Source organism: Methylobacterium sp. J-070, from assembly GCF_022829385.1.
GTDB lineage: Bacteria > Pseudomonadota > Alphaproteobacteria > Rhizobiales > Beijerinckiaceae > Methylobacterium.
Map to the genome: position 1 here is coordinate 1 of NZ_JAKSXX010000138.1, position 23,421 is coordinate 23,421.

The 23,421-nt window shown below is 67.6% G+C and carries 23 protein-coding genes and 1 pseudogene; 11 read left to right on the plus strand and 13 right to left on the minus strand.

All coding sequences use genetic code 11. The annotated features are described in order from the left end of the window. Nucleotides 1-511: alpha/beta hydrolase (locus tag MKL01_RS13435; protein WP_279604604.1), on the plus strand; the 511-nt coding region annotated here is incomplete at its 5' end. 158 nt (nucleotides 512-669) lie between these two features. Here the strand turns inward: MKL01_RS13435 and MKL01_RS13440 are convergent. From MKL01_RS13440 to MKL01_RS13455, 4 genes are all read right to left on the minus strand, one after another. Further along, entirely contained in the window at nucleotides 670-1,611 is a 942-nt protein-coding gene (locus MKL01_RS13440) for an ABC transporter substrate-binding protein (RefSeq protein WP_243905721.1), read from the minus strand. Between the two features lie 38 nt (nucleotides 1,612-1,649). Beyond that, on the minus strand, nucleotides 1,650-2,741 hold the full coding sequence (locus MKL01_RS13445) for an ABC transporter substrate-binding protein (protein WP_243905722.1): 1,092 nt from the start codon (nucleotides 2,739-2,741) through the stop codon (nucleotides 1,650-1,652). A gap of 27 nt (nucleotides 2,742-2,768) precedes the next feature. Next, nucleotides 2,769-3,779, minus strand: coding sequence for an ABC transporter substrate-binding protein (locus tag MKL01_RS13450; RefSeq protein WP_243905723.1), 1,011 nt, complete (start codon nucleotides 3,777-3,779; stop codon nucleotides 2,769-2,771). A gap of 277 nt (nucleotides 3,780-4,056) precedes the next feature. After that, nucleotides 4,057-4,665 (minus strand): 2-hydroxychromene-2-carboxylate isomerase, encoded by a 609-nt coding sequence (locus MKL01_RS13455; RefSeq protein WP_279604605.1) that lies wholly within the window; start codon nucleotides 4,663-4,665, stop codon nucleotides 4,057-4,059. Between the two features lie 879 nt (nucleotides 4,666-5,544). On the opposite strand from MKL01_RS13455, the gene MKL01_RS13460 reads away from it, so the two are divergent. Beyond that, nucleotides 5,545-5,919 carry a hypothetical protein gene (locus MKL01_RS13460; protein ID WP_243905725.1) on the plus strand — a complete coding sequence of 125 codons (375 nt, stop codon included), beginning with the start codon at nucleotides 5,545-5,547 and terminating at the stop codon, nucleotides 5,917-5,919. On the opposite strand, the gene MKL01_RS36210 is transcribed toward MKL01_RS13460, so the two are convergent. Further along, complete coding sequence (locus MKL01_RS36210; RefSeq protein WP_409566249.1) at nucleotides 5,822-6,133, minus strand: DUF6894 family protein; 312 nt, start codon at nucleotides 6,131-6,133, stop codon at nucleotides 5,822-5,824. The two genes, MKL01_RS13460 and MKL01_RS36210, sit on opposite strands and share 98 nt — an antisense overlap. Nucleotides 6,134-6,535: 402 nt before the next feature. Here MKL01_RS36210 and MKL01_RS13465 point away from each other — a divergent pair, with 402 nt between their 5' ends. The 3 genes from MKL01_RS13465 to MKL01_RS13475 all read left to right on the plus strand — a co-directional run bounded on the left by MKL01_RS13465 (nucleotide 6,536) and on the right by MKL01_RS13475 (nucleotide 7,827). Next, nucleotides 6,536-6,904, plus strand: coding sequence for a hypothetical protein (locus tag MKL01_RS13465; protein WP_243905726.1), 369 nt, complete (start codon nucleotides 6,536-6,538; stop codon nucleotides 6,902-6,904). A 97-nt stretch (nucleotides 6,905-7,001) separates the two neighbouring features. Further along, on the plus strand, nucleotides 7,002-7,178 hold the full coding sequence (locus MKL01_RS13470) for a hypothetical protein (protein WP_243905727.1): 177 nt from the start codon (nucleotides 7,002-7,004) through the stop codon (nucleotides 7,176-7,178). Between the two features lie 394 nt (nucleotides 7,179-7,572). Further along, nucleotides 7,573-7,827, plus strand: a complete 255-nt coding sequence (locus tag MKL01_RS13475; RefSeq protein WP_243905728.1) for a LysR substrate-binding domain-containing protein — start codon at nucleotides 7,573-7,575, stop codon at nucleotides 7,825-7,827. Between the two features lie 121 nt (nucleotides 7,828-7,948). Here the strand turns inward: MKL01_RS13475 and MKL01_RS13480 are convergent. From MKL01_RS13480 to MKL01_RS13500, 5 genes and pseudogenes are all read right to left on the minus strand, one after another. Continuing rightward, a pseudogene (locus MKL01_RS13480) lies at nucleotides 7,949-8,857 on the minus strand (cytochrome P450). Nucleotides 8,858-8,997: 140 nt separating this feature from the next. Beyond that, nucleotides 8,998-9,168, minus strand: coding sequence for a hypothetical protein (locus MKL01_RS13485; protein ID WP_243905729.1), 171 nt, complete (start codon nucleotides 9,166-9,168; stop codon nucleotides 8,998-9,000). 282 nt (nucleotides 9,169-9,450) lie between these two features. Continuing rightward, nucleotides 9,451-11,940 carry a two-component system VirA-like sensor kinase gene (locus MKL01_RS13490; RefSeq protein WP_243905730.1) on the minus strand — a complete coding sequence of 830 codons (2,490 nt, stop codon included), beginning with the start codon at nucleotides 11,938-11,940 and terminating at the stop codon, nucleotides 9,451-9,453. Further along, nucleotides 11,937-12,956: a cytochrome-c peroxidase gene (locus tag MKL01_RS13495; protein ID WP_243905731.1), complete on the minus strand. Its 1,020-nt coding sequence runs from the start codon at nucleotides 12,954-12,956 to the stop codon at nucleotides 11,937-11,939. The genes MKL01_RS13490 and MKL01_RS13495 overlap by 4 nt, the downstream gene beginning before the upstream one ends. Beyond that, complete coding sequence (locus MKL01_RS13500; protein ID WP_243905732.1) at nucleotides 12,953-13,714, minus strand: response regulator; 762 nt, start codon at nucleotides 13,712-13,714, stop codon at nucleotides 12,953-12,955. Before MKL01_RS13500 ends, MKL01_RS13495 begins: the two co-directional genes overlap by 4 nt. An 894-nt stretch (nucleotides 13,715-14,608) precedes the next feature. Here MKL01_RS13500 and MKL01_RS13505 point away from each other — a divergent pair. Genes MKL01_RS13505 through MKL01_RS13515 form a run of 3 tightly spaced genes read left to right on the plus strand, consistent with a single transcriptional unit; the run spans nucleotide 14,609 to nucleotide 17,994 of the window. Beyond that, nucleotides 14,609-15,880 carry a glycosyltransferase gene (locus MKL01_RS13505; protein ID WP_243905733.1) on the plus strand — a complete coding sequence of 424 codons (1,272 nt, stop codon included), beginning with the start codon at nucleotides 14,609-14,611 and terminating at the stop codon, nucleotides 15,878-15,880. Between the two features lie 15 nt (nucleotides 15,881-15,895). After that, nucleotides 15,896-17,140 (plus strand): Bcr/CflA family efflux MFS transporter, encoded by a 1,245-nt coding sequence (locus tag MKL01_RS13510; protein ID WP_243905734.1) that lies wholly within the window; start codon nucleotides 15,896-15,898, stop codon nucleotides 17,138-17,140. Continuing rightward, on the plus strand, nucleotides 17,137-17,994 hold the full coding sequence (locus MKL01_RS13515) for an alpha/beta fold hydrolase (RefSeq protein ID WP_243905735.1): 858 nt from the start codon (nucleotides 17,137-17,139) through the stop codon (nucleotides 17,992-17,994). The genes MKL01_RS13510 and MKL01_RS13515 overlap by 4 nt, the downstream gene beginning before the upstream one ends. Before the next feature lie 93 nt (nucleotides 17,995-18,087). On the opposite strand, the gene MKL01_RS13520 is transcribed toward MKL01_RS13515, so the two are convergent. After that, the gene (locus MKL01_RS13520) at nucleotides 18,088-18,324 is read right to left on the minus strand and encodes a hypothetical protein (protein ID WP_243905736.1); all 237 of its coding nucleotides are present in this window, start codon (nucleotides 18,322-18,324) and stop codon (nucleotides 18,088-18,090) included. 234 nt (nucleotides 18,325-18,558) lie between these two features. On the opposite strand from MKL01_RS13520, the gene MKL01_RS13525 reads away from it, so the two are divergent. The 3 genes from MKL01_RS13525 to MKL01_RS13535 all read left to right on the plus strand — a co-directional run bounded on the left by MKL01_RS13525 (nucleotide 18,559) and on the right by MKL01_RS13535 (nucleotide 21,252). Further along, nucleotides 18,559-19,797 carry a cytochrome P450 gene (locus MKL01_RS13525; RefSeq protein ID WP_243905737.1) on the plus strand — a complete coding sequence of 413 codons (1,239 nt, stop codon included), beginning with the start codon at nucleotides 18,559-18,561 and terminating at the stop codon, nucleotides 19,795-19,797. A 235-nt stretch (nucleotides 19,798-20,032) separates the two neighbouring features. Continuing rightward, the gene (locus MKL01_RS13530) at nucleotides 20,033-20,284 is read left to right on the plus strand and encodes a hypothetical protein (RefSeq protein WP_243905738.1); all 252 of its coding nucleotides are present in this window, start codon (nucleotides 20,033-20,035) and stop codon (nucleotides 20,282-20,284) included. A gap of 242 nt (nucleotides 20,285-20,526) precedes the next feature. After that, on the plus strand, nucleotides 20,527-21,252 hold the full coding sequence (locus MKL01_RS13535) for an adenylate/guanylate cyclase domain-containing protein (RefSeq protein WP_243905739.1): 726 nt from the start codon (nucleotides 20,527-20,529) through the stop codon (nucleotides 21,250-21,252). 307 nt (nucleotides 21,253-21,559) lie between these two features. Here MKL01_RS13535 and MKL01_RS13540 read toward each other — a convergent pair whose 3' ends face one another. Further along, nucleotides 21,560-22,531 carry an ABC transporter substrate-binding protein gene (locus MKL01_RS13540; protein ID WP_243905740.1) on the minus strand — a complete coding sequence of 324 codons (972 nt, stop codon included), beginning with the start codon at nucleotides 22,529-22,531 and terminating at the stop codon, nucleotides 21,560-21,562. Between the two features lie 187 nt (nucleotides 22,532-22,718). Beyond that, nucleotides 22,719-23,421: transposase (locus tag MKL01_RS13545; RefSeq protein ID WP_243905741.1), on the minus strand; the 703-nt coding region annotated here is incomplete at its 5' end.

Sequence of the window (23,421 nt, forward strand, 5' to 3'; positions counted from 1 at the left end):
CGCCAACGCCTATGCGGAGGGACTTGGGGCCAAGTGGCAGGGCATCGCCCAGTACTGGGCCGACCCCGCGGCTCATCCCGAGCAGGTCGACGCCTTCACGTCCCTGGAAGCGGCCAAGCAGCGCCATCTCGGCACCAGCCCGAACCCCGAGCGGTACAACCCGGACACCTGGGCGGACGAGTACGCTATCCTGTCCCGGCCCGGTGAGCGGGACATCCAAGCGGCCCTCCTCTACGACTACCGCACGAACGTGGCGTCGTACCCGGCTTGGCAGGCGTGGATGCGCGCTCATCCGCTGCCCACTCTTGTGCTGTGGGGCCGCTACGACCCGTCCTTCATCGTGCCTGGGGCGGAAGCCTATCTGCGCGACCTGCGGGAGGCGGAGTTGCACCTCCTCGATGCTGGTCACTTCGCGCTGGACGAGGCGACGGACGAGATCGCCCGGCTGACACGCGACTTCCTTGCCCGGTGTGTCGAGGCATCGAAAGCTCCATCGTCAGCGCCGAGATAATACGGAAACGGCCTGATCGAACGTCCGAGAAGGGTGGTTTGCGGGAGTTGGTTCGTCGCCCGCAAGCGGACCCTCGGCTCCGCGCCCATGCGCGACCCTGCTTCTTGGTGGGTGTCCTGCGATGAAGATGAGCGCCAGCGGGGCCGTCGACATAGCCCCTAGTCCGTCACCTCATCGGCTTGAGCCAGAAGAGTGGGCGGGATAGCCAGACCGAGCACCGCCGCCGCTTTCGCGCTGATCACGAGGTCGAATTTGACCGGTTGCTGGACGGGTAGTTCGGCGGGCTTCGCACCTTTCAGGATGCGGTCTGCGTAATCGGCTGACCGTCGAAACACATCGATGGTGTCCGGCCCATAGGACATGAGCCCGCCATCGGCGACGAACTGCCGCCAGAACGCGATGGCAGGCATGGGATGTCGCTCCAGCGCAGCTCGGATCGGCGCCTGATTGGTAAGGGTGAAGCCGCCGTCGGGGAGGATCGCCAAGCCGGCCCTCGGTTGGGCGGCAAGGGCCGCGATTGCGGCAAAAATTTCGGCAGGCGATCGGGCCGTCGACTGAACGACATCGACCCCGAGGCGCGGCTCTGCTTGCAACCTATCAACGTAATCATTGTAAGCTGAATAATTCTCCGGATTGAACATCAAACCGACACGGCTCATGCCGGGATCTATAGACTTCAACAATTCGACAAGCTTCAGGATCAGGGTGAAGTCGATAAGGGTGAAGCCAGTGATGTTTCCACCCGGCCGTTGAAGAGACTGAACGAACCCTTGTGCGACGGGCTCGTTGACCAGAGCGAACACGACGGGGATCGAGGGCGTCGCGCGCTTGATCGCCGCAGTTGCGGTCGACCCTGTGCTAATGATCACATCCGGCGCGAGAGCCGCGAACTCAGCCGCGATCTCACGGCTCCGCGCCATGCTGCCGCGGGCTGAGCGAACCTGGATGCGCACGTTCCGACCATCGACCCAGCCGAGTTGCTCCAGCCGTCTTAGTAGGGCTTGAAGGCGGACCTTCTCTTCCGCCTGATCCTCGTCCAACGCCATCATCACGCCAATCCGACGCATCGCGTCCTGCGCATGCGCACTCGCGCTGCGCATCGCGATAGCTCCGAAGGAGGCCAGCAAGTCCCGCCTGTTCATTCGATGATCTCGTCGGCTCGGGCGAGGAGCGCGGGTGGAATGGTGAGGCCGATAGCCTCGGCCGCCCTGAGATTGACGATGAGCTCGAAGGCGGTTGGCTGCTCCACCGGCAGCTCCGCGGCACGCGCGCCCTTCAGGATCTTCGCAACGTACTCCGCGGCATGGCGGCTCATCTGGCGCCTGTCCACGCCGTAAGACATCAGCCCACCGGCTTCCACAAAGCTCCGGCTGCCGTAGATCGCGGGCAGCTTCGCCGCGGCGGTAGCTTCGATGATACGGCGTCGGAGGCTGACGAGTAGGGGATCGTCGAGCGTCAGCAGGCTACCCACCCCTGTCGCGATCGCCGTCGCAAGACAGCTCGCAACCTGATCCGCGCTCGTCGCCTCCAGCATCGTGAGCGACCGCTGGCGCGCCTCGGCCGCCGCTGAGACCTCGCGCATCGCCAGGGCGGTGAACGGTGTGTCCGGGTTCAGCAGCACCGCGATGGTCCGCCGCTCCGGCAAAAGGTCCATGAGGATCTGCAGCCGTTTTGCCGCGATGTCGCCAGCTTGGCTGGTGACGCCGGTGACATTGCCTCCCGGCCGGTTCAGGGTTGAGACGAGGCCCGCGCCAACCGGGTCACCGACGCTGGTGAACACGATCGGCGTCGTAGCCGTGGCCGCCTTCGCCGCTTTGGCCGCGAGCGTGCCGAAGCCCGCGACCAGAACCTGCGCCCCGGCTTGAAGCAGTTCCGCGGCGAGGGCCGGTAGGCGCTCTGGCGCGCCCTCGGCGGAGCGATAGGTCCAGATCAGGTCGCGGCCCTCGACGAACCCGAGTTCCCGAAGGCGTTCGAGGAGCGGCTTCGCGAGCGTGATCTCTTCGCCGGGAAGGAGGGCCAAGTAGCCAACACGGTAAGTCGGACCGGCAGGCTGTGCCCGCGCCACGACGGGCCACGCAAACGCCGCTCCGAGCAGACCTAGAACCTGCCTCCGCCGCGTCACCACGTCGGTGCCTCCTCCAAGGAAGATGCGTCCGCACTCTGCCATGACCGTTCTTCTGTCTGCCAGGGTTGCATCCGCGTCGAGCCGAGAGTGTTCGCCGATCGCCAACTGAGGCCAACTCGAAGCGGCCAGTCCTCAAGGCACGAGGTCGGTCGCTCGTGAGATCATCATAAACGGGATGTCGATACCAAGTTTCTGAGCGACAGACGTGTTGATGACAAATTCAATGAGGTCTGACTCTTCCACCGGGAGATCGGCTACGGACTTCGTTCCTTTCAAAATTTTATCCACGAAGCTCGCCCCCCTGCGGAACATCCGACCATTGTTCGGGCCGTACGTCATCAGCGCTCCGTTCGTAGCCATCTCACGCGTGTAGCCGATAACCGGCAAACGGTGGACCGAAGCTAACTGAAAAATCTGGCTCTGCTCCGCGTAGATCAGGCCGTCTTGCGTGAGGACAACACCTTGCAGGCCAGTCTCTTTGATGCGCTCGAAAGCGCCTTCGAAGTCCTTGCCCGTCCGGACCTCAATTCCCTCTACATGGATTCCGAGCGGTCTAACCGCCGTCTCGCTCAATTCTAAAAAGCGGCGCTCTCCTTCTGGATCGCCCGCATTCACCAGCAGTCCCACTTTCGTCAGGCCGGCCGATTCCTTCAGAAGCTCGATCCGCTTGGGAGTGAGCTCGAGCGCCATGGTGGAGAGTCCAGTGATGTTCTGGCCTGGACGTGAGAGCGTTTCCACCAGCTTACTGCCGATCGGGTCGGCAACCGTCAGAAAGACGATAGGGATCGTCGTTGTCGCCCGCTGTGCCGCAAGGGCGGCAAGGCGCCCGACAGCCACGATGAGATCAACTCTGAGGGCCGCCAGATCGGCGGCGTATCTTACGAACAGGTCCGGCTTTTCCGCGGGAAATCGCATCTCCAAGATGATGCCTTGTCCTTCTGTGTAGCCAATGTCTTTTAGTCCTTGCCTGAAATTGGAGAGCGGGAAGTTCTCTTCCTCAGCACTGGCGGCGTGCCACAAAATTCCAACGCGCGGAATTCTTCTCTCTTGAGATTTTGACGGCGCCGAAACCAGCGCAGAGCTGAGCAGCAGGCTGAAATTGATTGTTCGGCGAGTGACCGTGTGCAGAAGATCAGGGTTCATCGGCCACCTTCGATCGGTCTACACTATCATCATACAATGACTTGCCGCTAAAGCACCAGCGCCACAATAATTGGTGGACCTGCTCGCCTTCGTCCCGGTCGTAGTCCCGGGCTCAACGATTAGCCCGTAAGCGGACTTTCCCAGCTTCCGCAAGGGGTCGAAAGCGGCCGCAGTGGGTGACAGCTATGCCGGTGGACGAGCGTCATCGGCAGTGGGGCGCGGGACCCGTCATTCTCCATTACCCGCATCAACGGGCGACCCTCCACACCGATCGATATCAACGGCCGGCCCTTAACTGGCGCTCAAGGAAGTCCAGCCGGTCCTGACCCCAGAAGATGCTCTCGCCCACCGCATAGGTGGGGACGCCGAATACCCCGCGGTTAATTGCGGCCCGCGTCTCCTGCGAGCGCAGTGCTGCCCACCGTCCGTCACCCGCAAGCTCCAGGATCGAGGTCCCGTCCAGGCCGATCTCGCCGATGAGGCGCACGAGTGTTTCCCGGTCGCCCGTGTCAGCTTCTTCTTCCCAAAGCGCCTTCAGGATGCGATGCGCCAGATCGATGGCTGGCGCATCGCCGATCGTCTCGCGCACCGCGAGGACGGATTGAGCGGCGACCGCCTCTTTGGCTGGGAAATGCTTTGGCTTGAGGTTGATCGGAATGGCGAGGACATCGCGCCAGCGCGCCAGCTCCTGAATGCGATAGGCTTGCCGCTGGGGCGAGCGCTTGGGCAGCGGCAGCCCTCCTGAAGCCGGGAAAACTTCGGCCGTGTCGATGGGATAGATCCGCACGCTCGCACCGCATCGCGCGGCGATGTCCATCAGGCGCGTACCCCCGAGGTGAGTCCAGGGCGAATTCAACGAGACGTAATAATCTACTTGGAAACTCATCGGCCCTCCATCGACCTACGATGGCTATAGCGGTCCCGCGTCGCGGCTGCGGTGTACATCGAGCGTGTTGCGGAAGGGCCGCCCACGCCTCGCGAGCTCGCTAAGCCGACCACATCGTTGCGGACGAGGGCGTGTGTAGACAAGCGCCGAACCGAAATCTCTCCGCGGAGGATGATGACGTCCTCAACAATCAAACAGTTTCATTTTGAGGCGAGGTTCCGGTCGGACCCAACTGGGGGTCCCACTCATTTCTTAATTTTACCCATCGCAACAATGCTTTATACGAGTTCTAGCCGAGAGCCCGCTTCAACGTCGATCGTCACGCGGCCTACGAAATAGGCATGAGAGACGATGCGACCCTGCTCACGGCAGGTTTCCGACAATGCCTCAGTGGCGCCGCAGACTGTGTAGGGCAGGATCGAATGCTGCCAGCAGCACTCTCGGCGTGTCCGGTGCCGGATAGCCGTGGACCAAGCGATCCGTTCGTCGGTCGTCCCGCACTGCTTTCAGGGCCGGGGGTTCTGACCAGACGGTGTGATCGTAGGATCGACGCCAGTCGCAGGGGCCGCCGCAGGCGTGTTCGGCCTCGTGAGGTTGGACGGCTGATTCGACGGCGCCGTATCGGTCGAGCCTGTCGTGGTCGCCGGGCTGTTCTCGGCCTTCTTATCGTTGTCATTGCAGGCCGCGAGGCTCAGCGCCAGGAGTCCGCAGAGCGATAGGAGCTTCAAGGGTTTCATGCCTGCGCCTCCGGGTGCGCCCCAATCTGCAGAACATCGGGTTTGACACCCATGTTCCCACCGGCTCACTGACCCGCGCTCCATCGGGCGAGCACGGATCCAGACAATTCGGTCGTCGTTTCCCTCGAAAATACCGGAGGAAATGCCGATGCTGAGTGGCTGCTGGCTCTACGAAACCCCTCAGGGGGTCTTCCGCATCGAGTGGACCCGGATGGGTGCGCGAGGCTGTTTCGCCGTCACCTTCGAGCAGGATCTGCTCGGCTGCTACGATACCGCCAGCGCCGCTTTGACCGCTCTGGTCGCGGGCGAGACGCAGAAGCCTCGCTGCGGGCTGGACATCCTGCGTTTGGCGCTGCCGCAGTCGGTGGTGAGCTGGGCCTTCTGTCCAGCCACCGACGACGCCGACAGGCCACCGTCCCTTAGGCGTGCACTGGCGCGCCAGGCCGCCTTGGCGAAGCGCGAGGGCGGCGCTTCCGCGCTGCCGGAGCAGGCTCGCCATCCGGAAGCAGCTCCGTAAATGGTACGGTAAAGAGCAGGTGGTGGTCCGCATCCGCTACGGCGAAACGGTAGCTCTTCAGCTGCGGGTTGCGCTCGCAGTCGCCTGCAGAGGTAAAGCCTGCGCCATGGCGCGCGAGCGCCAGCGCAGCGGTGTCGTCGGAGCAATCGAGCCCTTGATAGTCTAGGCACACCACCCCTCGCGGGGATTGAACGTCGAAGAAGTAGTGCGGCACGGGTTTCCTCCGCGCCCCCTCGTTGATCGGCGTTGCCGTTGTCTGTTCTTGTTAGAAGCAGTGTCGCACCCTTCGCTCCGCGTGTCACGAGCGGTGAGCAGGCCCAAAACCACACTGACACAATCGCGCAAGGCAACGTCGGGAACTCACCGTTGCGGCGTCGGCAAGCCGCGCAGGGCACCGCGCCAGGGTTGAACTCACCTTGACAAATAGGAATATAATCTGGTATTTACACGTTGGGCCGCCGCATCGTGGCCTTCACTGAGGGCCGCATGAGGCACCTACCACCCACGCTGATGCCGGACCGCCGCGCCCGACAGCCCGGCCGTCGAAACCGGCCTCAGCCATCACCAACCCAAGGGGGTCTCATCCGAGGCCCCCTTCGCATTTCTGGAGCATACTATGACCGCAGCCGCTATCTTGAAGACCAAGGGCGCACTCACCCCGGCCGAAAGCCCGCTCGCGAAGCCGACGCCAGCCCTCGTCGTGTTCGGCGCCGACAAAGGCGGCAGGCCCCACGCGGCCTGGTTTCCCGCCCCGGACGTGAGCTTGACCACGAAGGCCGCCGAGACCATCGGCTTCCGCGCCCTCATGCTGTGTGACGACGATCAACGCTCGGCTGCCGCTGAGCTGCCGCAGGGCCGGGTGTTCAACTCGGGGCGCGCCTACGTGCCGTTCGTGGCCAAGGAGGTCTACGAGCGCCTGCAAGCCTTCGCCGACGGCTCTGCAGTGTCAGGCACCACTAGCATTACATTGGCTATAAGGCGCTAAGAAGCCCGCTGATGGCGGCGACGGCTGCTTCGGCGGGTCAGGTCCGGCGGATCCCCGCTACCCACGCAGCTGGGCCGGCATCGCAATCGGAAGCTTGGTGCTGATCACCGAGGGCGAAGAGGACGGTTGGTATGAGGCGGTGGTGGTCGCCTCTAAGCCGGGCGGCGAGTTCACGCTGCAGTGGCGTGACTGGCCAGATCTGCCGATGCTGACGCGCCGGCGCGATGAAATGGCGCTGCTACACCCGAACGCTGCCGCGGCGGCTGAAGCCTGAACTCAACCGAAATGTGCAAACTGGTCGGCAGGGCGCTCAAGCCTTGCCGGCCGACGAGCCTCGACGAGGCGTAAGTGTCTACGATCGGAAGGCACACATGTTGGGTGTGTGGACGATCGCCGTAGCTTCCTCAAAGCCGTCGTGTACTGGGCGCCGACAACGCTGATTGCGGGTGAGCTGTAGAAATTGAGGGCCGCCCGCAAGCAGACATTCCGCAATGCGCCCATGGCAGCCGTTCAGTCGACTATTGCGATCTCTTCAAAGCGGACGCTGGCTGCGGGATGTCAGCACCCACCTAGAAACTTCTTTAGCTGTCGGAAACCACTTTCTCGGAAACCTCGAAGAGCCGGGTAATTACGGAGTTGCTGGAGCGTGAGGACGGGACGGCGCATGGTTGCGCCACGAACCGCGGCTGACCTGCGCCGATTGCACGGTTCTATGCGAGGCGGCTGCGGACGGGCTGGACGTCGCCTTCCTGCCTGATCACGCCTGTGCGGCGCACATCGATTCCGGAAGGCTTGTCCGTGTCTTCCGGGACTGGCGAAGCAGGGACGGCATCGTCCATCTCGTGTTCACGACACGCCGCGGCCTGCCGCCCGCCGTCCGCGCCGTGATCGACCAACTGGCGAAAGCGTTTCCGGACCTGTGAGGGTCCGAAACCAGCGATCGATGCTCGGCTCCCGGAGCGGGGCGGAACTCGGACGGCCGCTCTTGAGGAGCGCAGACGTCACCGCCCAGAAACGGCATGGCCCCTCGACCGGCGCCGGATCTCAGGCACAGGGCAGCAGGCGGAAGGTCGGAGATCGGTTCGGCCGGGCGGGCGGCGAACGCGCCGACCGGCAGCACCGGCCCGTCTTCGTCGAGGACGAGGTTGTTGTCCCGCAGCAATCGCGCCAGGACCAGCACGGCCTCCGACGTGGCCAGCTGCGCCCCGATGCACGCGCGCGGGCCGCGCCGAATGGCAGGAAGGCGTGGCGATCCGGCTTCTCGGGTCCGAGGACGCGCCCGGGGTCGAAACGCTCGGGCGAAGCCCACAGGCTCGGGTCGGTGTGCAGCAGGGTGAACGGCATAAGCACGATGGCCCCACGCTTGACGGGCACGCCGCACAGCACGTGGTCCGCCACCCCCTGGCGCGCCGTCATGTAGGCCGGCGGGTAGAGCCGAAGCGCCTCGTCCACCACGGCGCGCGTGAGCGGCAGCGCGGCAAGGGCCGACCCGGCCCCGCTCGGGGACAGGTCCACCTGCAGCGCTTCCCGCCGGATGGCGTCGCGCCAGTCGGGCGCGTTGGCCAGCAGTTAGCAGGCCCAGAACAGCGTCAAGCCCGTCGTCTCGTGCCCAGCAAAGATCATCGTCGAGACCTCGTCGGCTAGGAGATCCTCCTCCCGGTCCTCGTAGGACTCGGACAGCAGATCGAAGAGGTCGCGCTGCGCACCCGGGGAATGTGAGGCCCGGCGTCGGGCGATGATCGCCTGGATGAGCGTCCGCCAGTGCTGGCGGAATCGCGCGCGGGGGACGGTCGTCACTGTCGGCACCCAGCGGGGCAGGATGAAGTCGCTCGCCCGCGACCGCCCGATGCCGGCAGCAAAGATGAGGAGCAGGCCGCGCAGCTGTGGCCCGAAGGAGTCGATCTCCAGGGAGAACATGCTCTTGCCGGCGACCGCGAGGCTGAGGTCCTGCATGACCCCGAGCAGGTCCACGGGCGCCCCACGGGACGCCTCCAGGGGGCCGAGGCCGATCCGGTACACGCGGCCATGTGCGCGGCCAGCAGGATCACGGTGCGGGGCGTGAAGGCCGGTGCCAGGATCTGGCGCTGCCGGCGCTAGGCCTGACCCTCGCTGGCGGCCACGCCACGCCCGATGAGGGCACCGAAGGTGCGGTCGCCGGCCGCGATGCGCCGGTAGAGCTCCGGTCGCGTGGCCAGCACGTCGCACATCGCCCGCGGGCCGGCAGCTATGACGACGTCGCGGCCGAGCATGGGCAGCACGACCACCGCCTGCTCGCGGCACCGGGGCGGAAGGCCGAGTAGGCGTTGCGGCGCAGGCCGGCCAGGACACCAAGCGCGCCAACTTTGTCCCGCGCCAGCGGCGGCATGGGCGGCGTGAAACAGGCTTGCCCGCACGTGTCGGGTGCCTCGGTGATGGAATCTATCGGACAGTCCTGATCGAAGGCGGTGGCGGCCGTGCGTCGCTCGCCACATTGATACCGCTCTGCCGCGGTTTCGGGCAGGGTCCGACGCGACCGCTCCGCGTCGGGGCGCCGTGGTGACGACCTACTACCGCGCCACCGCCCGTTCCGCGGCGGCCTTGCGCCGGGGCGGCGCACTCCGCACTTCCGATCCCAGGTGGCGTCGCAGCGTGAGCGCGAGCGCGTTCGAACGCCAGGGCCGGTGCACGACGTCGACGATCGGGATCGCCGAGAGAACCTCCGGTCGCACCGTGTCAGTAGTCGAGAGCGAGAGCACGATGGGACGATCCACCATCCGCGCGGCGCGGCGGGCGAAGGCGAGGCCGAGGGAGCCCGACGGCCAGTTCTCGACGATCAGCAGGTCGAAGCGCCCCGGCTCCGCCCGTAACGCGGTCAGCGCCGCGTCCGGGTCCGTGTAGCCGATCGGCTCGTAACCAAGGGCCGCGAGGGTTTCCTCATCGTCTTGCAGCGCAGAGTGGGCGGCTCCGACGATCATCACGGTGCCGCCGGCGGGAGAGATGCCGGGCTCGGCTTCCGGGCGTGCGGGCAGCCACACCTCGAACGCGCTGCCGACGCCCGACGCGCTCCGGACATCGAAGGCCCCGGCCTGCTCCTGGACGAACTCGAAGGCCGTGGCGAGCCCGAGACCGGTCCCGGCCGGGCGGGTGGTGAAGAACGGCTCGAAGATCCGTGCGCGCGTGGCCTCATCCATCCCGCGGCCCGTGTCGCACACGCGGATGCGGGCGTAGGCGCCGGACGGCAGCTCGCCGTGAGACAGGGTCCGCCGCTCCGGTAATCGGATGCGTTCGAGCTGCACGTCTACCGCTGCGCCCGGCTCGGAGGCCTGGATGGCGTTGCGGATCAGGTTGTGGACCACCTGCTGGAGCTGCGCCGGCTCGCCATCGACGATCACGCCCTCGGCGGTCCCGGTCAGGCGGATCGCGGTCGGGTCGGCGGTCGATGTGCGGATCAGGTCCACCGTCTCGGCCACGATCGCGTCAACGGCGCTCGTGCCCTGAGATGAACTGCCCCGCCGCCCGTAATCGAGGATCTGTCCCGCGATCTCGTGGGCCCGGCCACCCGCCTGGACCAGCAACCCGATATGCTCCACCGCCCGTCCCGGATCGACCGGCATGGCATCCACGGCGATCTCGGCATGGCCGAGCATGACGTTAAGCACGTTATTGATGTTGTGCGCCACGCCGCTGGCGAAGATCCCGATCGCTTCGAGCCGCTGCGCGCGCCGGAGGGTCGCCTCGATCTCGCGGCGCTCCTCCCAGACGTGCTGGCGCTCCAGCGCTGCGCTGAAGCTTTCGGCGACGACGTGCAGCAGCCCGCGCGAGTGCCGCATCCAGGGCGGCAGGACGCTGATCGTGCGCTCGAAGCACAGCACGCCGACGATGCGTCCCCCCCGCCGCAGGCGCGCGCACGTGAACGTCGCGACCCCCTGCTCTGCCAGGGGGCGAACGAGGGCCGGGGGGCCGATCCCGTCCGCTGTCTCGACGAAGATGTAGTCTTCCGCCGCAGCGATGATGTCGGGCACCAGGGCCCGTTGCGCTAGCGGCCATCCGCGGGGCTCCGCCAGCCCCGACCGGTTCCACAAATGCACCGCCTCGGAACCGTCAAGCATCATGATGTAGCAATGGTCGGTGCAGGCACCCGTGCCCACCATCGCCATGACATCGACGATGCGCGATGCAATCTCGTCGGGCTGGCTGGCTGAGAAGTGGTTGGCGGCCTGGGCCACGACCGATTGGAACGCAATCGTCCGGCGCAGGACGAGCGTCCCTGCGCGCATCAGCAGGCCCACCCGCACCACTAGGGCCACCAAGCACAAGGCGGCCGCGTAGAGGGCCAGACGGAATCCGTCCGCCCGGGCCTGCCGCTGGTCCAGAAGGGCACGACGGGACTCTAGGAGGGCTTGGCGCGCCGCTTTGCTCGATGCGTCCGGCAGGGACCGGGTGACGGTATCGACCTGCGGCAGCAGCTCCAGGAGCTGGCGCCCGTGCAGGACGATGGCGGCGATGTCCGCGCCCCGGGCCGATGGCGCGCCCGCCGCCAGGACATTGAGCCGGGCGCGGATGTCGTCGAGGCGCTTGGGGCTCGCGTCGCGGGCGAGTTCAGAGACCCGGATCTGCAGGGCCGCGACCGCGCGGGTGAGGTCGGGATCGATATCCGGCTCGGACAGGCGATCGCTGAGCGAGTCGAAATAGGCGATTGAGTTCTGCACGAGGGCATTGCCGGTCTTGAAGCGCTCGACCATCTGCGCCTCCCGGGCGATCGCCTCAGCCAGGGTGCGCATCGCGCCGTCGTCCGGCCCGCTCGCCGCCCGCAACCCGGACAGCGCCGCCTGCATCGCGCGGAGGTGGGCCACGATCGGATCGTAGTTGCGCAGGAGCCCGGTCCGCGTCCGGAGCACGTCGTGCTGCATCCGGGATTCGGCGAGGGCGATGGCATCCACCGTGCGCTGGGTCTGCGCGTAGGCGGCGTTCATCTCGCCCTTTCCATTGATCATCAGCCACGTGAGCAGCGCGGCCAGCAGCGCGCCGAGCACGGCGGCCTGTGCAGTCAATCTCATGGCTGTGGTGGGGGCTGCGGCGGGGCGCCGGGCGCCCGCGGGGCCGTGAGGGGCCGCCCCTCGTAGTAGCCGGTGAGCGTGCCGAGAAACGCCACGATCGAGGCGGTCTGCGCGTCGGTCAGCTCCCGGCCGAGCTGCGCCCGGGCCATGAGGCGCACCGCCGCGGGGAGCATCGCGACGCCGCCATCGTCGAAGTACGGCGCCGTGACCGCAACGTTGCGCAGGCTCGGCACCCGCAGCACCTCGGCGGCCTTGTTGGGGATCGTGACGAAGATCCCGACCTTCTCGAACAGGTTGCCACCGACATTGACGCCCTGATGGCAGGCCGCGCAGCCGATGCCCTGGAACAGGGCGTAGCCCGCCCGCTCCGCCTCGGTGAGCGCGTGGGCGTCGCCGCGCAGCCACCGGTCGAAGCGGCTGTCCGGGGTGAGCAGGCTGCGCTCGAAGCTGTTGATCGCGTCGATCACCGCCGCCCGGTCGGCCTCCCGCCCATAGGCTGCCTGGAACGGGCCGGCGAGCGCCGGATCGCCTTGGACGACCGCGAGGATGCCGGGCCAGGATCCGCCCAAAAATTCCGGCTGCGTCAGGGCGATCTCGGCCTGGTCCGGCAGGCTCGGGATGTCGCCCGCCCAGCCCAGACGGAAGCTCAGCGCCGCGTTGAAGGCCGTGGGCGTGTTGCGCGGCACCGGTGTGCCGTCGGCGGTGAGGTTCCGGGCGACCGCGCTCGCGCCATTCGTGCGGATGTCGTGGCAGGTGATACAGGCCCGGTCGCCCCCGCGCGACAGCCTCGTGTCGGAAAACAGCATTCGGCCCAGGGCGACCCGGTCCGGATCCGCCCCGAGGCTGGCCGGGATCGGGGTGATGACGTCCTGGGCGTCCACGGCCTCGGCCGGCAGGGGCCGCCCGGGGGGGCCTTCCCCGGCGGTCGGCGGCAGGATGGCGAGGGCGCTGCCGATGACGGCAGCGGCGGTGGCCGCTCCCGGGGAACGGACCAAGCGCGGCAGCGCCACGGTCACAGCTTCTCGACGGGCGCGGCGAAGACGTAGCCGATGCCGCGCTCGGTCACGATCAGGCGCGGCGCGCTCGGATCCGTCTCCAGCTTGCGGCGCAGCCGCAGGATCTGGACGTCGATGCTGCGGTCGAACACGTCCTCGTGGACGCGTGTGGCCTGCAGGAGCTGCTCGCGGCTCAGTGGGCGCTGGGGGGCATCGAGGAACGCGACCAGCAGCGCGTACTCGCCCTTGCTGAGGGCGACATCCGCGCCGGCGGGATCGGTCAGGCGCCGGCGGCGCCGGTCGAGCACCCAACCGACGAAGCCGCTGCGATGGGAGTCCTGAACCCGCGCCGGAGCAGGCGCGACCTCGGCCCGCCGCAGGATGACCCGGACCCGCGCCAGCAGCTCGCGCAGGCCGTAGGGTTTGACGATGTAGTCGTCCGCACCAAGTTCCAGGCCGATCACCCGGTCGATCTCGTCCCGGCGATGGCCGGTGGTGATGATTACCGGCAAATCGCTTTTGGCGCGCAGGTCGCGCAACAGGTCGAGGCCGTTCTCCGACCCCAGGCGCAGGTCGAGCACCACGAGGTCGAACGCCTCCTCAGCGAGCCGTCTCTCCGCCTCGCTCCGGTCGGTCGCCGGGGTGACGTCGACGTCGTGGTCGGCGAAATGGTCAGACACGATGCGCTGCATGCCCGCATCGTCCTCGATGAGCAGGATGCGCGTCGTACCGGCCCGCGCGCCTCGACTTTGGCCCCGGCCCAGACTGGGTTCGAACATCGCCAACTCCATCCCGCGACAGCCTGCCGCGATGGCACGATCTCGACAGGCCGGCTCGGGGATCGAGAGTGCCGCCCAGATCGGGAGACCGTCGCGTCCGTGGCCAACCCATTCCGGCGGCCTATCAGAGCGCGTCCGGATATCGGGTCTTGCACGGCTGGGTTGATATCACGGGCCCAAAAAGATTGCGCCCTTCATAATGTGCGCGCCAGCACAACGCGAGCATTCGCGCGGGACATAGCTGCATCATTCGAACAAAAACCTACTCGTTACAACTGTAATAAAATCGGTCCTGAGTCGACATGGCGATGTAACTATCAAATAACACGATCAATCTCTCGCATCAGAGAGGTGATCATGACGGACGCCGTGATTTCAGAGATCCGCTTGTTGAGGCGAAGACATTGCCGCACGTCTGGATCTGATCACAGGGACTCTATCGCTGATTGTGCAGGGCTGCCGCTCCGAGCGTGCTCTGCCGCTGCGGACACCCGTTCGGCGCACGAGCGCGTGTCGAGACACTGGCCGAGCGCCGGGGGCGATGACAACCCGATCGGGCACAGATCGAGCCGGTCTCCGGCTCAGGGCGGCCCGGCCTCATCGCCGGACGCGGCACGCCGATCGGCGCGCGGCGGTCTTCTGCTATGGCTGCTCGATGCCCTGGTGATCAGCTTCGCCTACGGCGGCTGCATTCACAATATTCACCCAGATTACGTTGATTTTCTGCGCGATATCGACCGAATAAACTCGCGCTAGAACGCTTTCTATTGAGTTCGCGCCTTCTTTCGATGCAGCGCGACGCAATCATTGTCCGAAAAAATCCTTCCATCCGCGGCGGCACGTCGGGGCTGACGTCCCAGCATCGCCCGCGCGACCAGATTGGGACACACGATCATGTCGCTCAACGTCTTATGCATCTCGTGGGGAACCACGGGCAATCTCAGTCCCGTGCTCACGGCGGCCCGGCAGCTACGCCGGGCGGGGCACCGTCCGCGGGTCATGGCCGATCCCGCCATGGGCGGCGAGGTCGAGGCCGCCGGCTTCCCCTTCGTCGGGTGGCGCCGGGCTCCGACCGGGACCGCTGCCGATCCAGCCGACTTCTCGGATCTCGCCGACTGGCTGCGCCAAGCCATGTTCGCCCCGGCGGGCGCCTACGCCGCGGACACGCTCGACGAGATCCGGCGGCTCCCGACCGACGCGGTCCTTAGCATAGACCTGCTGGTCGGCTGCGCCCTGGCCGCCGAGGTGGCCGGCATCCCGCACGCCGTCCTGTCGCCGCATATCAGCATCCGTCCGCTGCCCGGTATGCCCCCAGCTGCGAGCGGCCTGGCGCCGCCGCGGACCGAGGCGGAGCGGGTCGCGGTGAACGCGGCGACCGACGCGATCGTCTCGGCGATGGAGAGCGGCCGGCCGGCGCTCAACGCCGCACGGCGCTCCTTCGGGCTGCCGCCGGTAGCCAGCGCGTTCGCACATTTCGAGCGGTCCGAGCGCGTCCTCCTGGCGATTAGCCGGGCGTTCGACTTCGACGCGGCGATGCTCCCCGCCAATTACCGCTACATCGGCCCGCTGCTTGACGCGCCGATCTGGTCGCGGGGCGCCCGGACCGCGTGGTCCGGGATGGGCCGGCCGCGCATCCTCGTCGCCGGCAGCACCGGTGCCCAGAACCAGACCGACCTCCTCCGGCAGATCGTGCGCGCCGTCGGGACAGTCGAAGCCGAGACCATTGTGACCACCGGCCCGAACGTTGAGGCCGGTGACTTAGACGCCCCCGACACCCTCCGCGTCGTGGCGACCGCCTCCCACGAAGACCTCATGACCGAGGCCGACCTGGTCATCTGCCAGGGCGGCCACGGCACCGTCAGCCGCGCGCTGCTGCACGGCGTGCCGCTGCTGGTGATCCCGCTCGCCCGAGACCAAGCCGACAACGCAGCCCGGATCGCGCTGCGCGGCGCCGGCCTGCGCCTGCCCGCGGCGGCCAGCGCGGGCGAGATCGCGGCAGCGGTCCACCGGCTCCTGGCGGAACCGGGATTCCGTACAGCCGCCGGGATTCTCGGCGCCGCCGTGCGGGCTGATCTCGACGCGGGTGGGCTCGCCCGTGAGATCGGCGCGATGGTCGCCGCGCACCGGGATGCCGCGTCCCGGGACGAGGGCCGGCTTTGGGCCTGAGGGGGGATTGCCGCCGTGCCGGCACGGGCCCGCATCCATCCCGACTCGCGGGCCTTCTCGGCGCTGCTCGGGCTGCTCGCGGCGCTCCCGACCTTCGGGATCGACATGATCCTTCCGAGCCTGTCGGAGACGGCGGCAGCGCTGCACGTCCCGGCCGCCGCGATGGGCGCGGCCATGGCAGTCTACCTGCTCGGCCTCGGAGCCGCGCTCCTGGTCTACGGGCCGGTCTCGGACCGACTCGGACGCCGGCCGGCGATCGTCTGCGGCTGCCTCCTGCTGATCGGAGGCAGCATCGGCTGCGCCGCTTCACGGACGCTGCCGCATTTCCTGCTGTTCCGGGCCGTCCAGGGGATCGGCGCGGCCGGTCCCGGCATGGCGGTCTTCGCGATGGTGCGCGACCTGTTCGCCGGCGAGGCGGCGCGCGCCCGGATGTCGTTCGTCGTCCTGACCGTCAACGTCGTGCCGATGGTCGCCCCGACGCTGGGGGCCGGCCTGATGGATGTCGGCGGCTGGCGCCTGATCCACGCCGCGCCGACCGCCGCCGCCCTGGCGGTCCTGGCGGTGATCCCGCAGGTCGCAGAAACCCTTCCCCGCTCCCCCTGTCCCGCTCCGGCCGGGATCCTGCGCTCCTATCGCGGGATCCTGGCGGGCCGCGTCTTCCTCGGCCATGCACTCTGCAACGCCGCGGCGGCGGGCGCAGTCTTCGCTTACATCACGGGCTCCGCGCTGGTGTTCATCGGCGCCCTCGGGTTCAGCCCGTCGGCCTACGGGCTCGTCTTTGGGGCGAGCTCCCTTTCGGTGATGGCGAGCGCCGCCCTGAACGGCCGCCTCGCCGCCCGGGGCATCGGCCCCCACCGGGTGATCGGTGCCGGTCTCGCCGGAGCGACCCTCTTGGCAGCGATGCTCCTCGTCGATGCCCTGGCCTGCCCGCCTGCGGCAGCGCCGGTGATCGCCGCGATGGTCGGCATGGGTCTGGCCTTCGGCCTCGTCTCGCCGAACGCCATCCACGGCGCGACGGCGGCGGCTCCTGAGGCCGCCGGCACCGCCGGCGCCGTCGCGCTCTGCCTGCAGATGGTCGGGGCGGCCGTCGCCAGCGATCTCGTCGCCCGGTTCTTCGACGAATGCTCCGCCCTGTCGATGGCTGCCGCGATGCTCGGCGGCTGCTTCGCGGCGATAGCCGCCTATGCCGGCCTCGCGCGCCCGGCCGTCCTTCCGTCCTCGTCCCGCTCCCCCTCCCAGCGACACGGAGAACCCGCATGATCTTCGACCCGCCCCCGTGGCAGCCGGTCCACCTGACCCGCGACGGCTTTCGGCTCGCCCATATCGAGGCCGGACCGCTGACGCCCCAGGGGAATCCCCTGCTCCTGATCAACGGCTGGACCGGCGATCACGGCGTCTTCACGCCACAGATCGCGCACTTCTCCCGTACGCACCGCGTAGTGGCGGTCAACCTGCGCGGCCACGGCGCCAGCGACGCGCCCGAGGGGAACTACACGATGGAGGGCTTCGCCGACGACATCGCGTGGCAGTGCCGGACCCTGGACCTGGCGAAACCGGTCGTCATCGGTCACAGCCTAGGCGGCGCGGTGGCTCTGGAGCTGTGCGGCCGCCATCCCGACCTCGCCGCCGGCCTCGTCATGGTCGACACGATCGTCCTGCCGTCGCCCGACGCGGCTGGCAGCGCCGAGATCGAAGGCCTGCTGGCGGGCGTTGGCGGCCCGGACTATCGGACCGTCGTGCGCGACATGGCCTGGGCGATCGGGTGCGACTACGACCATCCGGCGCGGCGGCAGGCGCTCTTCGACACGTTCATCCTCGGCCCGGCCCAGCGGACGCCGCAGCACGTGGCCTACGCGGCGCTGCGCAGCATGGTGCTGCACCACGACCCCGTCCCGGCCGCACGCGCCTGCCGGATCCCCATGGCCTACATCTCGGCAGATGTACCCTTGGTTGAGACGGCGCGGAATCTGGACAGGCTGCGCGAGCTCTGTCCGCAGCTCGTGACGGCCAAGACGCTGCTCGCAGGGCATTTCAACACGATCGAAGTCGCGGATCAGGTCAACGCGATGATCGAGCGGTTCCTGGCCGTGGGCCTCAAGAGCCGCGGCCGATAGGACGCACACTCCTTCCCACCCGCAGGAGGCCGCACGGCGCGTGTGCCCGGGGCGGCATCCAGGACGGATGCCGCCCGGTTCCGCGAGTCCGTATCACGAGTCGAGCCGCGTCCCCGGCCGGTCGCCCAGGAGGCGCCGCGCCGACGCGATGACCTGGAGGGTCTGGGGGCTCAGCTGCTCCTGGCGCGCCCGCCACGCGTAGCGACGCAAGCGCGTGACGAGGTCCATTGCGCCGAAGATCCCGTGATCGAGGCCCTTGATCACGGACTCGGTGATCTTGCGCCTCAACAAAGTCTCGAAGATGTCGTGGTCCGCCTGCTCTGTCCGCATGAGGATTTCTCCCGTGAAGCGGACTCGTTCTCGGCGGGGCAGGTTACGGCACGATTTCAGGATTCCTGACACGCACGATGCGGCGCACGAGACGTGTTCTTCCGCACGGATCGAACGCTCGGACAACCAGGCACGCCGTGTGTTATGACGGTAACCATCGGCTCAGCATTGGACATGATCGTGTAGCTTCGGCCTTCGAGGCTTCTCTCGCAAAGTAGCGACGAGGATGTGTCGATGAATGGAAACGAAGATCGGATGCGACAGGCCGGCTCGCGCGAGCCTCCCGAGGGTATCCCGACGCTGATGGTGGCCGAACTGGAGGCCGATCCGCACGGCGCGTTCCGCACCTGGCGGCCCCGGCTGCCCGTCATCGGCCACGAGGTGGCAGGATTCGTCGTCCTCCGGGCCGCGGACGTCGATCGGCTGATGCGCGATCCGCGCGTCCAGGCGACGGAGACGCTCTACCCCAAGACGCGCGGGATCCCAGAGGGCAGGCTCTTCGACATCTTCGCGCACGGGATGCTCACCGCCAACGGGGCGGTCCATCGCCGGCGCCGCTCGCCCTTCACCCGAACCTTCGCGGCCCGGATGATCGAAGGCCTACGCCCCCGAATCCGCGCGGCCGCGGAGAGCCTCGTCCGGGACTGGCTGCCGGACGGCGAGATCGATCTCGTCGAGCGCTATACCGCGCTGATCCCGGCCCAGACCATCGCCGACATCCTCGGTCTGCCGCAGGGGGACATCCCCCGCTTCACGCACCTCGCCTACGAGGTCTCCCGGGTCCTGAGCTTCACCTTCGGACCAGAGGACGTCCCGAACCTCGAAGCGGCGGCGGTCGCGCTGCAGGATTACGTGCGCGCGATCCTCGAGGCGCGCCGGTCGGCGCCGCAGGACGATGTCCTGTCACGCTTCCTCGCGGAGGCCGAGGCGGCGGGCGATCTCACCCCTGAGGAGGTGGTCGTCCAGCTCGTGCAGATGATCATCGGCGGCACCGACACGACCCGGGTCGCCGGCGCCATGCAGGCGGCGCTGCTGCAACAGCATCCGGAGCAATGGGCGGCGGTGAGCCGCGATCCGGGCCTGATCCCGGCCGCCGTGGCGGAATCCCTCCGCTACGAGCCGAGCGTCGGCTCCGCGGGGCGGGTCGCCCGCGAGGCGATCGACCTCGACGGGTACGTCGTGCCGGCCGGAAGCATGATCATGCTCTCGACCTTGTCGGCCCTGCGGGACGAGGCAGTCTACACGCACCCCGACGCGTTCGACATCGGTCGCGCCGACCTTCCGCGCCTGCATCCGATCTTCGGCGGCGGCGCGCACCGGTGCATCGGCGAGGCCTTGGCCCGGATCGAGCTGGAGGAGGGTCTGGGCGCCCTGATACGCCTCGCTCCGGGCCTACGCCTGACGGGCGCGATGCCGGTCATCCACGGCCACGCTGGCATCCGGCGCATCGGTCCAATGCGGGTCGCGGCCTGATCGGGCCCAAATCCGACCCGGGGCCGCCGTTTCGTCGGCGCGCCGAACGACATCCGGCCCGCTGGGCCTGATGTCGCGCGAGCATCTGCCGATCGCCCTCGAAAAATCTGATTTCTGAACACTTCCGCGAATATAAGACAATCGATCTCTGTTTCTGCTGTCATGAATTATCGATTTCTCGAAATCGCTGCGCAATCTAAAGAAAGTAAATATGAAGCTCCACACATCGGAGCATATGATCATGATCTTCAAGCGGAAAAAATCTCTTCCCGGCGCAGCGGCGGGAGCCCTTCTCCTGTCGCTTGCTGTCCCGGCCGCCGCGCTGTCGCAGACGGTCCCGCGCTTCGCGCAGCCCGACGTGCCGAGCCCTACCGCACGGTCACGTCCGCTTCTGCACGGGACGAGCCGGGACGTCCGCTCACCCACGATCGAGCGTGAGCACATCCGGGCGCAGCGCATCATCAACCGCATCTGCTCGGGCTGCTGATGTCGGCGATGGTCCTTCCGCAATCCAGCGCCGCGGCGGCCACGGCTCCCTGGTTCGGCCGGCCGCGCCGCGGGGCCGGGGCGGCTCTGGCTGTCCGCCGCCACCGCGCCGCTGCGGCCTGGGGCGGCGCGCTCCTCGCCGCGGCACCAGCGCCGCTGCTCCTAGGCCTCGCATCCGCGACCGGGTCGGAGTCCATCACCCTGGGCCTCGCCGGGCTGGCCCTGACATCGCTCGCGCTGCAGGTGCGGCGCCTGCGCTCCGCCGCCCGGGTCGTGACGCGACATCGCGACAACCTCGCGCGTTTGGCGGCACCGGCGGTGGCTCGATTGGTTGCCGAAACCGACACCGTCACCTTGCGCGCCGGCTGGGAGCAAGAAGCGACGGTGTTGTTCGCCGACATCCGCGATTTCACCAGACTCTGTGAGACCATGCCTCCGGGCGATGTTGCGGCCTTCCTCGCCGAATTCCGGCGCCGCGCCGCGGGGGCGATCGAGGCGGCGGGCGGCCTCGTCGACAAGTTCGTCGGCGACGAGGTCATGGCCGTATTTGGCGTGCCGCACGCGGCGTCCGACGATACGGATCGCGCCGTCGCGGCGGCCCGCTCTCTGGCCGCCGCCATGCTGGCCTGGAGTCGCGAACGGGGGCGGCCCGGTCTGCCGCCGGTCCAGATCGGGATCGGCCTCCACCGAGGTTCGGTCTTCGTCGGCGCCATCGGGGTGGAGCGCGTCGAGTTCACCGTGGTGGGCGATACCGTCAACGTCGCCCGCCGTCTGGAGCAGATGACCCGCACGACGGCCTGCGACTGCATCGCCTCGGAAGCCGTGGTGCGGGCTGCGACGTACGGGGAGGCGCGGGTCGTCGCCGTTCAGCCCGTGCGCGGCGCGCGTGCCGTCCTGCGCCTGTTCGCTCTCGCTTTGGCCCCTAGCGGCCGGGCGCCATCTCCGATGGATCGCGATTCATCCGCATGAGTGCTGAACAGGGACGTCGAGGCCGGTTCTGGAGGCGCCATCCGGCAGCCGTCCTCGGACTGGCCGTACTCCTGGCGGGATTGGCCGGCGCGGCCAGCATCGGGCCGCGCCTTCTCGGGCCGAACACCTACGCGTCCGTCCCATCGATCGAGACGCGGCCGGACTTCCATGATCCTGCGCTGCTGGCGCGGGCCTGGACCCTGCCGGTGGCCGCGGCGTACCGAAGGCGGCCTTACGAGTACCAGAGCAATCCAAGTTTCTGGGGTGGCAGGCCGAGGTTGCGAGCAGCGTGGCTCCCGGCGTCACGTTAATCGATCACCTCGTCGGCGCGAGCCAACACGGGTTGCGGGACGCTCAAGCCAAGCGCGTCTGCGGCTTTCAGGTTGATGACAAGCTTGAACACGCTCGGGCGCTCGATCGGCAGGTCGGCCGGCTTAGCTCCACGCAGGATGCGGTCGATGTAGAACGCGGAACGTCGGATCAGGCGACCGTAATCCGCTCCGAAGGAGAATAGGGCACCCGCTCTCGTCGCAGGCTCGAAGGTGCCGAAGTGGGGCACGCGCAGGCTCTTGGCCGCTTCATCAATCGCCTTGTCAGCATCGCCGCGATTGAAGTTCGGATCCGCCGTCACGAGGAGTGCGTCGGCTTGGGCTGCCTGCAATGCATCGCGCAACGGCGCAGCCCGAGCCTTTGCAACCACGATGTTGGTGGACGGGTATCCGTGCTCCGCGAGCGCCCCTCCGAGAGCATCGTAGCTGTGGTTCGTTGGGTTGACGAGCACCGCGAGGTGAGCACGTCCGGGACGGACCTCTGAGAAGATCTCCGCACATTTGACGTGCTGCTCAACCGACGCCACCGTGAGCGCGGTGACGTTGCCTTTGGGTCTCGCCAGATCGCCAGCTAGCCCGGCAAGCACCGGCTCGCTCGCGGCTCCGACCACGATAGGGATCGTTTGTGTGGCCGCCGAGGCTGCCAGTGCACCCGAGCTCGAATGGGTCAGCAGCAGGTCCGGCTTAAGCGCGACAAGCTCGGACGCAAGGGCCGGCAAGCGATCAAAGTCACCGTCGGCATGCCGCGTAACAATCTCGATCGTCCGGCCTTCGGTCCATCCATACTCGTCGAGGGCAGCGCGCAGCGCCGTCGGCCAAGAACCGTTAGCCAGGGACGCGGCACCATCTGTGAGGAGAAGTGCTAGACGCGGTAGCCTTCGCTGCGCGCGAGGCTCAGCGGCCGCAAGCCCCGACAAGGTGAGCCCGAGAACAAAACCTCGTCGCTTCACTGCATCACCTCATCGGTGTCGGCTGGCAGTATCACCGATATAGGCCGTGTGGGTGCTGCAGTCGCCCGGGGCAGATCGTGCGCGAGAGCGGAGACAATGTCCGCTTCCCTAGGATTTCGTTGAAAAACTCGCTGTCGGCCTGGATCGATGTTTGATGGGGGCTCGGCTGAGGGTCTCCCCCAGCCAATCAGACTAGGCTCGGCTGCCCCAGCGGGATCAACTTGGCCAGCTTCCGTAGGTTCTGGGCGGCGGCCGCGAGGTGGAATTCGTCCCGGGCTCCATCCGGCCCCCGCAACCGAAGCCGATCCAGCTTCAGGATCCGCTTGAGGTGGGCAAACAGCATCTCGACCTTCTTGCGCTCCCGCCGCGAGGTACGGCCCGCCTCCGAGGCGCAGATGTCGCACGCCATCTGCCGGGCGCCCTCGTGGATTGAGCGTGGGATCTTGCGGGCGGATGCGTTGGGGCAGCACCGTGGCTTCAGCGCGCAGGCATCGCAGTCGTGCTTGCTCGCGCGGTTGCGTAGCATCCCGTCTGCGTCGACGAGCGGAGGCGGTGACCTGTAGACCTTCTGACGTTGCCGCAGGTGCTTGCCGGCCGGGCAGGTGTAGGCGTCAGAGCCAGGGTCGTAGGTGAAGGCTGATCGGCTGAAGGTGCCGTCCCGGCGCTCAGACTTGTCGAAGACGGGAATGTGCGGCTCGATGCCCTGCTCATGGACGAGCCAGCCCAGCATCGCGGCCGATCCGTAACCGCTGTCGCCGGCGAGCCGTGCCGGGTAGAGGTCGAAGCGCTCGCGCGAGCGCACGATCATGCGCTTGGCGGCTGTGACCTCGGCCTGCCGGATCGCGGTGGTCGGCTCGACGTCCACGATGACCGCGTGGTCGAGGTCGATC